A 13,736-nucleotide genomic window follows, 5' to 3' on the forward strand; every position below is an offset into this window, starting at 1 on the left:
CTCCTAGCCGCCTTTTCCTGAGCGTTCAAGTCGGGAAAGGCGACCCTTGACGCCCCGCCCCCCGCCACACACCCTGCCGGACAGGATTTGCCACCCTTGCAGGCGAAGCATCCCGCCAAAGCCCGATTCTACACCCGCGAGTGCCCCGTGACCGAGTTCCGATTCCTCCACACCGCCGATCTTCATCTGGGCCGCCGTTTTGGTGCCCTGCCAGAGGATCTGCGCGGCCGCCTCGTCGAGGCGCGCCACGCCCTTCTGCCCAACCTGTCCCAGGCCGCAGCCCGCTTCGGGGCGGGCCATATCCTGCTGGCCGGCGACACTTTCGATTCGGAAACCCCCTCCGATCCCGTCTGGCGCCAGGCCCTTGTCGCCATGGGGGCGGCGCCCGACCTTCACTGGTGGATCATCCCCGGCAACCACGACAGCCTGGCCGCAGAGTCGCTCTGGTCGCGGCTGGCGCAGCACGCGCCAGCCAATGTCCATCTGCTCACCGAGGCCCGGCCCGTCCAGATCGCCCCCGGCGTCACGCTGCTGCCCTGCCCGCTGCCGCGCCGCTATCCCGGCCGTGACTTGACCGCCTGGATGGCCGAGGCCGAAACCCCACCCGGTCAGGTCCGCATCGGCCTGGCCCATGGCGCAATCCGCGACTTCTCCTCCGATGGCAGCGGGGCGGATGGGATCATCCCGCCCGACCGCGCCGCGACCGCCCGGCTGGACTACCTCGCGCTTGGCGACTGGCATGGCCGGATCGAGGTGAACCCGCGCACCTTCTACCCCGGCACGCCCGAACGCGACGCCGCCCATCCCGATGCCCGCGGCACCTGCCTCGCCGTCACCCTGCCCGCGCCCGGCGCCTTGCCAGTGGTCGAAACCCTCTTCACGGGCCGGTTCCAATGGACCGAGGACTCGCTAGCCCTCCTGCCCGGCCAGGATGCCGCCGCCCTTCTGGCCGACCGCCTGCCGGCCGACCGACCCGCCCGGCGCGACCAGCTTCTGCGCCTGCGCGTGACGGGCCGCGCCACGCTTTCGGAACGCGCCGCGCTGGCCGAAGCCGTGGCCGCCGCCGCGCCCGATTTCGCGGCGCTGGACCTCGACCTTGCCGCGCTCGACACCGAGGTCGAAGCCGCAGACCTGGACGAGATCGACCGCGCCGGCGCCCTGCGCCTGGCCGCCGAACGCCTGCGCGCCGCCGCAGATGACCCCGCCCGAGCGGAAGGCGCGCGCCGCATCTCTGCTGCCGCGCTCAACCGGCTCTTCGGCTACCTGCGCGAGGACCGGGCATGAGACTGGTTTCCGTCACCCTCGCCAATGTCCGCCGCTTCACCGATCCCGTGCAGATCCTGGGGGTCGGGCCTGGGCTCAACGTGCTTTCCGCCGCCAACGAACAGGGCAAGTCCACGCTGTTCGATGCGCTCCACGCGGTGTTCTTCCTCCCACACCGCGCCAAGGGGAAAGAGATCAAGGCACTGCGCCCCCATTCAGGCGGCAATCCCGAAGTCACGGTCGAAATCGACCTGCCCGAAGGCCGCCACCGCATCACGAAACGCTGGATGGGGCGCGAGACCGCTACGGTCCACCGCGACGGCCAGCTTGTCGCCCAGGCCGATGCCGCCGAGGATTTCATCGCCCGTCTGATGACGGCCGACAGCGACGCAGGCCCCGCCGGGCTTCTCTGGGTCCGCCAGGGCCTGACCCGGCTGGAGGATGACGCCGGCACCGCGACCGAACGCGAAAAGGCCCGCGCCAACCGCCGCGGCCTGATGACCTCGGTGGCAGGCGAGGTGGACGAACTCACCGGCGGCCGCCGCATGGACCGCGCGCTCCACCGCTGCCGCGAGGATCTGGCGCAATACCTCACCGCCTCCGGCCGCCCGCTGAAGGGCGGCCCGCTGGCCCTGGCCGAAGCCGCGGTGGAAGACCTCACCGCCCGCAAGGCCGAACTGGACAGCACCGCCCGGACGCTGGCCGATGGCATCGCCCGCCGCCTCGACCTGCGCCGCACCCTTGCCGAGTTGACCGAGCCCGAAGCCGCCGCCGCCCGCAAGGCGCGACTGGACGAAGCTCGCGCCCGGCACGAAGCCGCCGAACGCCACGCCGGCGCGCTGGAGCAGGCCGATGCCCGCCTCCGCGCCGCCGATCTGGCGCAGCGCAACGCGACCGACCGGCTCGCCGCCCTCAACCGCGCCCGCACCGAGGCCGACGCCGCCGCCCGCGCCGCTGCACAGGCCCGCGCCGCCGCCAGCGCCGCCCGCATCGCACGCGAAGAGGCCGAGGCCGCCCTCGCCCCGTTGGCGACAGGGCTCGCAGAGGCCCGCAAGGCCCGGCAAGAAGCCGAGGCGCTGCACCACCGCGCCACCGCCGCCGCGCTGGTCAAGGCCAACGCCCACCGCCGCGCCGAGCTGCAATCCCGTCTCGACACCGCCCGCGCGCTCCTGGCCGACCGCACCGCCCTCGCCCGCGCCGCCGCCACCGGCCCCGATGCCAAGGCCCTGGCCGAGATGGAGAAACTCGCCCAGGCGCTCGACATCCAGCGCGGCCTGCGCGACCGTTCCGCCCCGCATCTGCACTTCCGCCACGACGGCCCCGCCCGCGTGCAGCAAAACGGCCAGCCCCTCGCCGCCGACGCCATCCTCGCCGTCACCGAACCCGCGACCTTCGACCTGCCGGGCCTCGGCCAGCTCACCGTCACCCCCGGCTCTTCCACCAGCGGCGCCGGGCTCGACAAGGCCGCCAGCGACCTTGCCGCCGCCCTCTCCCGCCTCGGCCAGCCCGATCTCGACACCGCCCGCGCCGCCGCGACCGCCCGCGCCACCGCCCAAGCTGCCCTCTCCGACCTCGACAGCCGGCTCAAGCTCCTCGCCCCCGACGGCCTCGCCCGGCTGGAGGCCGACCTCGCCGCTCTGCCCGCCGCAGCAGCGGATCCGGCGGACCTCCCCGACCCCGCCACCGCCGCCGCCGCGCTGAAATCGGCCACCGACCGCCTGACCCAGGCCGAAGCCGCCGCCGAGGCCGCCCGCACCCGGCTCGACCACCTGCGCGAGGCCGACACCCGCGCCGCCGTCCTGGCCGACGCCGCCGCCACCGCCGAGGCCAAGGCCCGCGCCGCCCTGGCCGTCGACAGCCCCGAGGCCGAGGCCGCGCTCCTTGCCGATCTCGCCACCGCCCGCCAGTCGCGCGACGCGGCATTGGCCGAACGCGACAGCCTCGCCGCCGCCGCCCCCGACCGCGCCGCCGTCGCCGCCGCGCTGGCCCGCGCCACCTCGGTCGCCACCGGCGCCGAGGATGACATCCGCAAGGCCGAACTCGAACTCGCCCGGCTGGACAGCGAAATCGCGCTCCGCTCCGGCGAAGGCGTGCTGGAGGACCTCGCCGACACCGCCGCCCGGCTCCAGGCCGCTGAAGCCCGCCTCGCCGCCACCCGCACCGAGGTCGAGGTGCTGAAGGAACTCGCCGCCGCGCTGGAAGCCGCCCGCAACGAGGCGCGCGACCGCTACCTCGAACCCGTGATGGCCGAACTTCGCCCGCTCCTGCGCGCGCTCTGGCCCGATGCCGAGCTTCACTTCGACGGCGAAAGCCTGCTGCCCACGCGCCTTGTCCGCGGCGGCACGGAAGAGGATCTCGACGTCCTCTCCGGCGGCACGCAGGAACAGGTGGCGCTGCTCGTCCGCCTGGCCTTCGCGCGCCTTCTGGCCAAACGCGGCCGGCCCGCGCCCGTGATCCTGGACGATGCGCTGATCTTCACAGACGACGACCGCATCGAAAAGATGTTCGACGCCCTGACCGCGCTCGCCGCCGACCAGCAGATCCTCGTCCTCACCTGCCGCCAGCGCGCCTTCCGCGACCTTGGCGGCACCCGGCTCGCCCTCTCGCCGCCCTGATCCGCCACGGCCCTTGCCGCACCCGCCTCCCCGGCGCTACCGTCCGGGCGGGAGGAACGCAATGCCACAGCCGCGGCCCGAAAGCCTCGCCGCCGCACTGGCGGCCACCAGAGCAACCGGCGCCGCCGGGGCCGTCATGACCACCGCCACCATTCCGGTCAACGACCCGCAGGCACCCGAACGGCTGGCCGCCGCGCTTGGTCCCGGCCCCTTTTCCTGCGTGATCTGCTTCGTCTCGCCCGACACCGATGTCGAAGCCTTCGCCCGCCGCTTCGCTGCGGCCCTGCCTGGCGTGGCGCTCATGGGCTGCACCACGGCGGGAGAGATCTCGCCCGAAGGCTATGCCGAGGGCGAGGCCGTTGCCATCGCGCTCTCGCAAGACCATTTCGCGGTGGACCTGATCCCCATCCACGACCTCGCCCACCTGCGCCCCGAAGACCTGATCGGCCGCATGATCCGGGCCCGCGCCTCTCTGATGCGCGACCATCCCGGCTGGGACCACGAATTTGCCTTCCTCGTGGTCGATGGCCTCTCGGTGCGCGAAGACGCCCTCACCGCCGCGCTGGCCCCCGGCCTTGGCCCGGTGCCGCTCTTCGGCGGCTCGGCCGGCGACGGCACGCGGTTCGAGCGTACGCTTGTCATCCACGGCGCAAAGGCGATGCAGGATGCCGCCGTGCTTGCCATGGTCCGCACCGATTGCCGCGCCCGTGTGTTCAGCCTCGATCACCTGCGCCCCACCGAACGCCGCATGGTAGTGACAGAGGCCGACCCCGCCCGCCGCATCGTGCGCCAGATCAACGCCGAACCCGCCGCACGCGAATATGCCCGCCTCCTTGGCCTCGACCCCTGGCAACTGGATACCTTCACCTTCGCCGCCCACCCGGTCGTGGTGCGCATCGGCGGCAAGCACCATGTCCGCGCCATCCAGCAGGTCGCTCCAAACGGCGACCTCGTGTTCTTCTCGGCCATCGACGAAGGCGTCGTCCTCACCCTGGCCGAACCGCAGGACATGGTCGCCCACCTCGACCATGCGCTCGCCGGCCTCGCGCAGGGTGGCGCGCCCGCCGCCGTCCTCGCCTGCGACTGCATCCTGCGCCGCATGGAAGCGATGGAGAAACAGCGTTTCGGCGCGCTGTCCGAAGTCTTGCGCAAGCATCGCGTCCTCGGCTTTTCCACCTATGGCGAGCAGGTGAATTCCATGCACGTCAACCAGACCATGACAGGCGTGGCCCTCTATCCGCCCGATCCCGCCGCATGAGCGAATGGCTCATCAACCCCGCCGACAGCCCGGATCGCCAGAAGCAGAAGCTCCTGACGATCACCGAGGTGCTCATGCGCCGGGTCGAACAGATCACCGACGATTCAGGTGCCGCCTATGCCCAGTTCCAGCGCGCCGCCATGCTGGAAGATCAGGTCCGCGAACGCACCCGCGACCTCGAACATGCGCTCGACCTGCTGAACGCCTCCAACGCCAAGCTCGGCGAGGCCACGCGCGCCGCCGAAGCCGCGCGCCAGAACCTTGCCAGCGCGATCGAGACCATCCAGGAAGGCTTCGCCCTCTTCGACGCGCAGGACATCATGGTGATGTGCAACTCGCGCTTCGGGATGCACATGGCCGATGTGCAGGGCCAGCTTCACCCCGGCCTGCCCTTCGACGGCTATGTGGACCGCGTCAGCCGTTCGCGCCACATCGTCCTGCCCCCCGGCGAAGCCCCCGCCATCTGGGCCGACCGCCGCCGCCAGCGCCACCGCGACCGCCACGTCATGTTCAACGTGCAGATGTCGGGCGACCGGTGGGTGCAGGTCAGCGAACACCGCACCGCCGAGGGCGGCACCGTGGTCCTGCAGACCGACGTGACCGACATCATCCGCCTCGAACGGCTGGAACGCGGCAAGCTGCTGGACGATCAGGCCCGCGCCATCCGCGCCACCCTGGAACATATCAACCAGGGCGTCTGCATCTTCGACGCGCACCTGCAACTCGCCGGTCGCAACGACAGGCTGGGCGCGCTGCTGGCGATCCCCGTCGCCCGGCTCCTGCCGGGCACCGGCTTCGACATCCTCTTGCACCGGATGCGCCAGACCAGCCGCATCGGCAGCGGGCTCGATTGGGCGCGGCTCGAATCCTGGGCACGCCTGCCCCAGGGCCGCCCGCCCCTGTCCTTCGAACTGCGCCGCGACGATGCCATCCTCGACGTCTTCGCCCAGGAAATGCCCGATGGCGGCTTCGTGATGAGCTTCACCGATGTCACCGCCGAACGCGCGGCGCTGGAAGCACTCAGCCAGGCGAACGAGACGCTGGAACAACGCGTCATGGAACGCACCCACGATCTCGAAGACGCGCTTGCCCAGGCCGAACGCGCGAACGCCTCGCGCAGCCGCTTTGTCGCCGCCGCCAGCCACGACCTGCTGCAACCCCTTTCCGCCGCCAAGCTCTTCATGTCCGCCATCGAGGACGAGGCGGTGACGCCCCGTGCCCGCGAAACCCTGCTCAAGGCGCAGAACGCGCTCACCTCGGTCGAATCGATCCTGGCCGCGCTTCTCGACATCTCGAAATTGGAAAGCGGCCGCGCCTCGGTGACCATCGCGCCCCTGGACCTTGCCCGCCTCCTCCGCCAGCTGCGGGATGAGTTTGCTCCCCTGGCCGCCGGCAAGGGCCTGCGGCTGGACGTCCTGCCCTGTTCCGCCGTGGTCCTGTCGGATGCCGCCTACCTGCGCCGCATCCTGCAGAACCTCATCGGCAACGCCATCCGCTACACCGAACGCGGCCGGGTGCTGGTGGGCGCGCGCCATCAGCGCGGCGCCATCCGGCTTGAAGTCTGGGATACCGGTCCCGGCATCCCGGAACAGGACCAGGACGCCATCTTCCGCGAGTTTCACCGCCTGAACGCCCGCGCCTCCGCCTCCGAAGGCATGGGCCTTGGCCTTGCCATCGTGGAACGCGCCTGCGCGCTTCTCGGTCACCCGCTCGGCCTTGCCTCTCGCATCGGTCGCGGCACCTGCTTCATGGTCCAGGTGCCCCTCGCCGAAGGACGCGAAGAGCCCGTCACCCTGGCCCCCCCGCCCCGCAGCGCCCCCCGCCCCGCCGCCAAGGACCGCATCGCCTTTCTCGTGGAAAACGACCAGGATCTGCGCCGCGCGCTCGGGCTCCTGCTGGAAAAATGGGGCATCTCGGTACTCGACGCCGCCACCGGCGAAGAGGCGCTGGACCTGATCGAGGAGCTTGGGATCCTCCCCGACTTCTTCCTGGTGGATTACCAGCTTGGGCAGGGCATGACGGGGATCGAATTCCTCCGCCTCATCGCCACCCGACACGGCCCCGTCCCCGCCCGCGTCATCACAGCGCACCGCGGCCCCGAGATCCGCGCCCAATGCGCCGCCGCTGGCATTGGCCTGCTGATGAAGCCCATCGACGCCGACGCGCTCGCCGCCTTCCTGCACGACCTGCCCTGATCCCCTTCTGCCCTGATCGCAGTGGCGCTCCCGCCGCCCGCCATGTCGCCTTTCCGCCATGCCCGGTCGCTTCGCCCCGATATGTTCGGCGCAACATAATCCCGGCACGTATGCGAAGGAGCCGCCATGATCCCCGCCCACATGGACAAGTTCTACATCAACGGCGCCTGGGTCGCGCCGCTCTCGGCCAACCGCATGGGCGTGGAAAACCCCGCGACCGAGGAAATCGTCGCCGAAATCGCCCTCGGTTCCGAAGCCGATGCCGACCGCGCCATCCTCGCCGCCCGCGCCGCCTTCGACGCCTGGACCGTCACCCCCGTCGCCGACCGCATCGCGCTGGTGAAGCGCATCCTCGATATCTACAACGACCGCTACGAGGATTTCGCGCAAGTGATGTCCACCGAGATGGGCGCCCCCATCGAATGGGCGCGCGGCGCCCAGGCCTGGGCCGGCCAGGTGCATATCGAAAGCACCATCCGCGCCGCCGAGCAGATGGCCTGGGAATCCATGCGCGGCACCACCCGCATCGTCTACGAAGGCATCGGTGTCTGCGCGCTCATCACGCCCTGGAACTGGCCGATGAACCAGATCGCCTGCAAGGTCGCCCCGGCCCTAGTCGCCGGCTGCACCATGGTGCTGAAACCCTCCGAAATCGCCCCCCTCTCCGGCACCCTCTTCGCCCAGGTCTGCCACGATGCCGGTGTGCCGCCGGGCGTCTTCAACCTCGTCCACGGCACCGGCCCCGAGGTCGGCGCCCGCCTCTCCTCGCACCCCGAGGTGGATATGGTCTCCTTCACCGGCTCCACTCGCGCCGGCACCGCCGTCGCCGCCGCCGCCGCCCCCACGGTCAAGCGCGTGGCGCAGGAACTGGGCGGCAAGTCGCCCAACATCATCCTGCCCACGGCGGACCTCGCCGCCGCCGTCACCGCGGGCGTCGAGGGCTGCTTCGGCAACACCGGCCAAAGCTGCGACGCCCCCACCCGTATGTTCGTCCCCCGCGACCGGCATGACGAGGCGCTGGCCGTGGCCAAAGCCGCCGCCGAAGCCGTGGTCGTGGGCGACCCGGCCGACAGCGCCACCACCATGGGCCCGCTGATCTCGAAGCTGCAATTCGACAAGGTCCAGCGCCTGATCCAGGCCGGCATCGACGAAGGCGCCACACTCGTCTGCGGCGGCACCGGCCGGCCCGCCGGGCTCAACCGCGGCTGGTTCGTCCGCCCCACCATCTTCGGCAATGTCACCAACGACATGACCGTCTCGCGCGAGGAAATCTTCGGCCCGGTCCTGGCGATCCTGCCCTACGACAGCCTCGACGACGCCGTGCGCATGGCCAACGACACGCCCTATGGCCTCGCCGCCTACATCGCCGGCCCGGTCGCCGATGCGCAGCCCGTTGCCCGCCGCCTGCGCGCGGGCACCGTGAACCTCAACTACCCAGCCTGGGATACCTTCGCCCCCTTCGGCGGCTACAAGCAGTCGGGCAACGGCCGCGAATATGCCGACTGGGGCATCCACGACTTCTGCGAGGTGAAGGGCATCGTCGGCTGGGGCGCGTAAGGCGACCCGACAAGGAAAGACTGTCGGCTGGGGCGCCTAAAGCGCCCCGAGAAGGAACGATCGTCGGCTGGGGCGCCTGAGGCGCCTCAGCCGCAAAAGGCAGCGGGCTCCAGCCGCATCTCGACATGCGGGCGCTCGCGGCCCATCGCGCGGCAGTATTTCGGGAATCGCCCGACCTCGGCAAAGCCCAGCTTCTCCAGCACCCGGGCCGAGCGCAGATTGCCCTCGAAATAGCCCGATGCCACCGGCGATGGGTCCACCGCCAGTTGCTCGGCCAGGATGGCGCGGGCGGCTTCCGTGGCATAGCCTTGGCCATGCGCGCGCGGCGCAAGCCAGTAGCCCAGCTCGCGCCCCGCCCCCATGATGCCCACCAGACCCGCATCATCTTCCAGCGCGAAGGTCTCGCCCGGCCGCGCCATATTGCCCAGGAACCAGCGGAAATCCTCGGGCGCATAGGGGTGCGGCACCACCGCCAGCCAGCCCGTCACCGCGATGTCGTTCAGCACGGCCACGACCGCCTCCTCGTCGGAAGCGGCGACCGGGCGCAGCCGCAGCCGCGCCGTCAGGATGCGCTCGGGCATCATCGGCTCAGTCCAGCTTGCGCAGATAGGTCCAGGTCGGAACCCGCGCCTCCCGTGCGACCGAAAAACTTTCGGCATCGCCCAGGTACTGGAAGCCCGCATTGGTCAGCACGCGCGCCGAGCCCGGATTGTCCTGGAACACCTGCGCGAAATAGGTCCGGTCCTTCAGCGGATTGGCCGCGATCATGGCCCGCACCGCCTCCGAGGCGATGCCAAGGTTCCAGAAGGCCGGCGCCACCCAATAGGCCACTTCCGACTGCCCGCCCTTGCCGGGGGCAGCCTCCATCGGCTTCAGGCTGATCACGCCCAGAACCTCCGGCAAACCCGTCGCGGTGCCGTCCATCACAAAGACCTTCTCCGAGGCACCCGGCGCCGTGGCGCGGGTCACGAAGGCATCTGCCGCGCCCGGCGGCAGCGGATGGGGAATCGACCGCGTGGCCTCGGCCACGCGGCGGTCGCCGGCATAATGCGAGAACAGCCCCGCATCCGACCGGCGCACCTGGCGCAGCACGAACCGGCCTGCCGCGATCTCGCCCGCACCCGCGCTGGCGATCATGTCCAGTGTCATGGCTTCCCTCCTTCGTGAAGCGCATGGCGGCCCTCGCAGGCCGTTCCTCCCCCCGCCTCCTCCCTCGAGATGGGGGCTTTTTCGTGTTCTGCCAGACAAAGCTGGCAGAACCATGAATATTCCGCGCCCTACCAGGTCCGGAAAACAGGAAGGGGACCGGCCCTTCGGCCGATCCCCCCTTTACCTGTCCGGTTGCCGGGTTCGGCTTACTCGGCGGCCTCCTGAGCGGGAAGCACCGAAATGAAGGTGCGGCCCTTGAGACCCTTCTTGAACGTCACCTTGCCTTCGACGACGGCAAAGATGGTGTGGTCGGTGCCCATGCCGACACCTTCACCCGGGAACCAGGTGGTGCCGCGCTGGCGCACGATGATGTTGCCGGGAATGGCATGCTCGCCGCCATAGAGCTTCACGCCCAGACGACGACCGGCCGAGTCGCGGCCGTTGCGGGACGAACCGCCTGCCTTCTTGTGTGCCATGGGGGATTACTCCGTAACGGCAGCGGCCTTGGCGGCGCGCTTCGGTTTCGCGGGGGCTTCGGCAGCCGGGGCGGCCGCAGCGTTGTGGGCAGCGCGGCGCGCGTCGGCAGTGCCGGTCGCGGCGGCCACACCGGTCTTGTCACCACCGGCGGCCAGCACTTCGGTCACGCGCACCAGCGTCAGCTGCTGGCGGTGGCCCTTGGTGCGCTGGCTGGAATGCTTCCGGCGGCGCTTGACATAGTGGATGGTCTTTTCGCCCTTGATCTGGTCGATCACCTCGGCCTGCACGGCCGCGCCCGCGACCAGCGGGGCACCGACGGTCACGGTGTCGCCACCGACCATCAGGATTTCGTTGAACTGGATCTTGTCGCCGGCAATGGCGTTCAGCTTTTCAACGCGCAGGACGTCGCCCGCCTGCACCTTGTATTGCTTGCCGCCGGTCTTGAGGACCGCAAACATGGGTCGTTCCTTTTGTCACCCGCGCCCTGCGGCCCCCGTTTCCGGGCGTTCCGGGGGCTGATGCCCCGCCTTCGGACAGCGCGCCCCTTGTGGAGGCGTCATTAAAACCGATATCCCGGCCACCCAAGAAGGGTGCCGGGACGCGGCCTTATGCGTCAGGCGCCCCGCCCTGTCAAGCAGGCTTTGCCACCCCTCGCCCGAAGGCCCCGCCCATGCCCCTGCCCCTGTCGCGCCGTGCCACGCTCGCGGGTCTCGCCACGCTCGCCCTGTCCCCGTCCCGCGCCGGGGCCAGCGGCGCGGGCGACCTCGCCTCGCTTCTGAGCGGCCACGAATCCGCCCTCGGCGGCCGCATCGGGCTGGCCTGCCTCGATACTGGCACCGGCCGCCGGACCCTCTGGCGCGCGGAAGAACGCTTCCCGATGGCCAGCACCTTCAAGCTTCTCCTCGCCGCCGCCACCCTCGCCCGCATCGAAGCGGGGATCGAGCCCACCGACCGCGCCCTTCCGGTCCGGGCCGGCGACCCGGTGGGCCACTCCCCCGTGACCGCCGCCCATGTCGGCGGCAGCCTGACGCTCACCCAACTCTGCGCCGCCACCGTGACCGAAAGCGACAACGGCGCCGCCAATCTCCTGCTTGACACGATGGGCGGCCCCGCGTGCCTGACGCTCTGGCTCCGCTCAACCGGCGATGACGTGACGAGGCTCGACCGCAACGAACCCGCCATGAGCGAGGCCACCCCCGGCGACCCGCGCGACACCACCACCCCGGAGGCGATGGCCGCAACACTGCAGCGCCTGCTTCTCGGCCCCGTGCTGTCCCCCGACCGACAGGCACAACTGATTGGCTGGATGGAGGCCAGCCAGACCGGCCTCACCCGCCTCCGCGCCGGCCTCCCCTCCGGCTGGCGCGCGGGCGACAAGACGGGCACCGGCGGACATGGCAGCGTGAACGACGTGGCGATCCTCCATCCGCCCGGTCGGGCGCCGTGGATCCTTTGCCTCTACATGACGGAAACGACGGCGCCCCGCCCGGACGCCGAGGCGGCGATGGCCGCCATCACGCGGCACCTGACCTCGGACAATCCTTAAGTCCAAGTTAATTCGCGCGCGCAAGCCGTTGATTTTGCTGTAATCGGCAAGGCGTCCGAGCTCGGACGCCTCACCCGCCCGGCCGCAGCGCCCGCACAATGGCCACCCCGGCCCAGGCCGAAACCCCGGTCAGCACCGCTCCCCAGGTCAGGTCGGTGACCACCATCGAGACATGCCAGTCCCTCAGGATCGCATAGTTCGTCAGCTCATAGGTGCCATAGGCCATCGCCCCCAGCACCGCCCCCGGCACCAGAACCGCCCGCCCCTCGCGCAAGCCGGGCCAGGACACCAGCGCCACCAGACCCGCCACATAGCCCGCATAAAACACCAGCGCCGGCCCCCACCGCGGGCTCTCCAGCATCAGCCCCCCGATATGCGAGGCAAACAGCGGCTGCATCACGAAGGTCAGCATCACCGCATCAAGGGCCAGAAACACCACGGCGGTCACGACATACAACAGGATCAGGGTCATCACGGTCCTCCTTGCCCCCAGCTAGTCCGCAAGTCGTGAAGGTCCAGAGGACCGCCCCGCATTGCACCTGCCCTCCGGCCCCTCTACCCTTGCGCCCGCGGAAACAGGAGCGCCAGCTTGACCATCGTCCCGGGAACCATCGACCACCTCGCCCAGATCATCTCACAGGTGGTGGCGCCCTCCTTCGTCTTAGGCGCGGTGGCCGGCTTCCTGTCCATGGTCCACGCCCGCCTGACCGGCGTGATCGACCGCATCCGCTATCTCAACGCCATCCCCGCCACCGATCCCGACCGCGCCTTCCTGAAGGAAGACATCCAGCGCCAGAGACGACGCGCCCGATACCTCGCCAAGTCCATCTTCTTCGGCATCGCCGCCGGCATCACCACCACGCTCCTGATCATCATCGCCTTCGGCATGGCCTTCCTCAGCCTGCCCCATGTCTGGGCGACGGCCTTCATGTTCATCCTGTCGCTGGCCCTGTTCTGCGTCGCCCTCGTGATGCTGGTCATGGACAGCTTCATCTCGGTCGACGACTACGATCACTTCTGATCCCGCCGCGGAGCCAGCCTCCATGTCCCGCCTCTCCAAAGCCGATCTCGCCGTCCTCGCCTTCACCCTCGCCTACTCGGCCATCTTTGCCGCCGTGATCTGGTGGCGCGGCAATACCGAGTTCCTGGTCTATGCCGCCACCATGGCGGTGCTGATCCTGATTGTCGGCCTCACCCGCTTCCGCGCCGCCTATCCCACCTCCATGCTGTGGGCGCTGTCGGTCTGGGGTCTGCTGCACATGGCGGGCGGCAACCTGCAGGTCGGGGGCGACGCGCTGTACAACCTGACGCTCTGGCACCTTACGGGCGAAGGCGAATGGACCATCCTGAAATACGACCAGGCCGTCCATGCCTGGGGCTTCGGCGTCACCGCCTGGCTTCTGTGGCACCTTCTCGTCACGGCCCATCCCGGCACGCGCGGCAGCCGCATCGCTACGGTCTATCCTGTGATCGGCGCCATGGGCCTCGGCGCGCTGAACGAGATGATCGAGTTCACCGCCGTGGCGCTGACCCCGCACACCAATGTGGGCGGCTATGTGAACAACGCCCTCGACCTGGTGTTCAATGCGCTCGGCGCAGTGATCGCCATTCTGCTGATCCGGATGTTTTCGCGACCCGTAAGCGCAGGCTGACGCAGCGGCCTTTCCTTTTTGTGC

Annotated in this window: 13 protein-coding genes; 8 read left to right on the top strand and 5 right to left on the bottom strand. The window is 70.2% G+C overall.

Annotation, left to right across the window (positions count from 1 at the left end; translation table 11 throughout):
* Positions 1 to 147 precede the first annotated feature (147 nt).
* The 5 genes from JO391_RS10905 to JO391_RS10925 all read left to right on the top strand — a co-directional run bounded on the left by JO391_RS10905 (position 148) and on the right by JO391_RS10925 (position 8,888).
* The gene (locus tag JO391_RS10905; RefSeq protein ID WP_220660521.1) at positions 148 to 1,284 is read left to right on the top strand and encodes a metallophosphoesterase family protein; all 1,137 of its coding nucleotides are present in this window, start codon (positions 148 to 150) and stop codon (positions 1,282 to 1,284) included.
* Positions 1,281 to 3,878, top strand: a complete 2,598-nt coding sequence (locus tag JO391_RS21725) for an AAA family ATPase (protein WP_220660522.1) — start codon at positions 1,281 to 1,283, stop codon at positions 3,876 to 3,878. The genes JO391_RS10905 and JO391_RS21725 overlap by 4 nt, the downstream gene beginning before the upstream one ends.
* A gap of 61 nt (positions 3,879 to 3,939) precedes the next feature.
* Positions 3,940 to 5,136 (top strand): FIST N-terminal domain-containing protein, encoded by a 1,197-nt coding sequence (locus tag JO391_RS10915; protein ID WP_220660523.1) that lies wholly within the window; start codon positions 3,940 to 3,942, stop codon positions 5,134 to 5,136.
* A complete protein-coding gene (locus JO391_RS10920; protein ID WP_220660524.1) occupies positions 5,133 to 7,331 on the top strand; it encodes a hybrid sensor histidine kinase/response regulator in 2,199 nt (732 codons plus the stop codon). The genes JO391_RS10915 and JO391_RS10920 overlap by 4 nt, the downstream gene beginning before the upstream one ends.
* A gap of 126 nt (positions 7,332 to 7,457) precedes the next feature.
* Positions 7,458 to 8,888: an aldehyde dehydrogenase family protein gene (locus tag JO391_RS10925; protein WP_220660525.1), complete on the top strand. Its 1,431-nt coding sequence runs from the start codon at positions 7,458 to 7,460 to the stop codon at positions 8,886 to 8,888.
* Positions 8,889 to 8,974: 86 nt separating this feature from the next.
* On the opposite strand, the gene JO391_RS10930 is transcribed toward JO391_RS10925, so the two are convergent.
* The 4 genes from JO391_RS10930 to rplU all read right to left on the bottom strand — a co-directional run bounded on the left by JO391_RS10930 (position 8,975) and on the right by rplU (position 10,972).
* Positions 8,975 to 9,472: a GNAT family N-acetyltransferase gene (locus JO391_RS10930; RefSeq protein ID WP_220660526.1), complete on the bottom strand. Its 498-nt coding sequence runs from the start codon at positions 9,470 to 9,472 to the stop codon at positions 8,975 to 8,977.
* 4 nt (positions 9,473 to 9,476) lie between these two features.
* Positions 9,477 to 10,037: a GNAT family N-acetyltransferase gene (locus JO391_RS10935; RefSeq protein WP_220660527.1), complete on the bottom strand. Its 561-nt coding sequence runs from the start codon at positions 10,035 to 10,037 to the stop codon at positions 9,477 to 9,479.
* Between the two features lie 206 nt (positions 10,038 to 10,243).
* Positions 10,244 to 10,513, bottom strand: coding sequence for a 50S ribosomal protein L27 (gene rpmA, locus JO391_RS10940; protein ID WP_220660528.1), 270 nt, complete (start codon positions 10,511 to 10,513; stop codon positions 10,244 to 10,246).
* A 6-nt stretch (positions 10,514 to 10,519) separates the two neighbouring features.
* Positions 10,520 to 10,972: a 50S ribosomal protein L21 gene (gene rplU / locus JO391_RS10945; RefSeq protein WP_220660529.1), complete on the bottom strand. Its 453-nt coding sequence runs from the start codon at positions 10,970 to 10,972 to the stop codon at positions 10,520 to 10,522.
* A gap of 212 nt (positions 10,973 to 11,184) precedes the next feature.
* On the opposite strand from rplU, the gene bla reads away from it, so the two are divergent.
* Positions 11,185 to 12,060, top strand: a complete 876-nt coding sequence (gene bla / locus JO391_RS10950; protein ID WP_220660530.1) for a class A beta-lactamase — start codon at positions 11,185 to 11,187, stop codon at positions 12,058 to 12,060.
* Positions 12,061 to 12,130: 70 nt separating this feature from the next.
* Here bla and JO391_RS10955 read toward each other — a convergent pair whose 3' ends face one another.
* Entirely contained in the window at positions 12,131 to 12,532 is a 402-nt protein-coding gene (locus JO391_RS10955) for a DUF2177 family protein (RefSeq protein WP_220660531.1), read from the bottom strand.
* 117 nt (positions 12,533 to 12,649) lie between these two features.
* Here JO391_RS10955 and JO391_RS10960 point away from each other — a divergent pair, with 117 nt between their 5' ends.
* Positions 12,650 to 13,081, top strand: coding sequence for a DUF2721 domain-containing protein (locus JO391_RS10960; RefSeq protein ID WP_220660532.1), 432 nt, complete (start codon positions 12,650 to 12,652; stop codon positions 13,079 to 13,081).
* Positions 13,082 to 13,103: 22 nt separating this feature from the next.
* A complete protein-coding gene (locus JO391_RS10965; RefSeq protein ID WP_220660533.1) occupies positions 13,104 to 13,712 on the top strand; it encodes a DUF2238 domain-containing protein in 609 nt (202 codons plus the stop codon).
* The last annotated feature ends 24 nt before the right edge of the window (positions 13,713 to 13,736 follow it).

The sequence above is a fragment of the Neotabrizicola shimadae genome (assembly GCF_019623905.1).
In the GTDB taxonomy this organism is placed as follows: domain Bacteria; phylum Pseudomonadota; class Alphaproteobacteria; order Rhodobacterales; family Rhodobacteraceae; genus Neotabrizicola; species Neotabrizicola shimadae.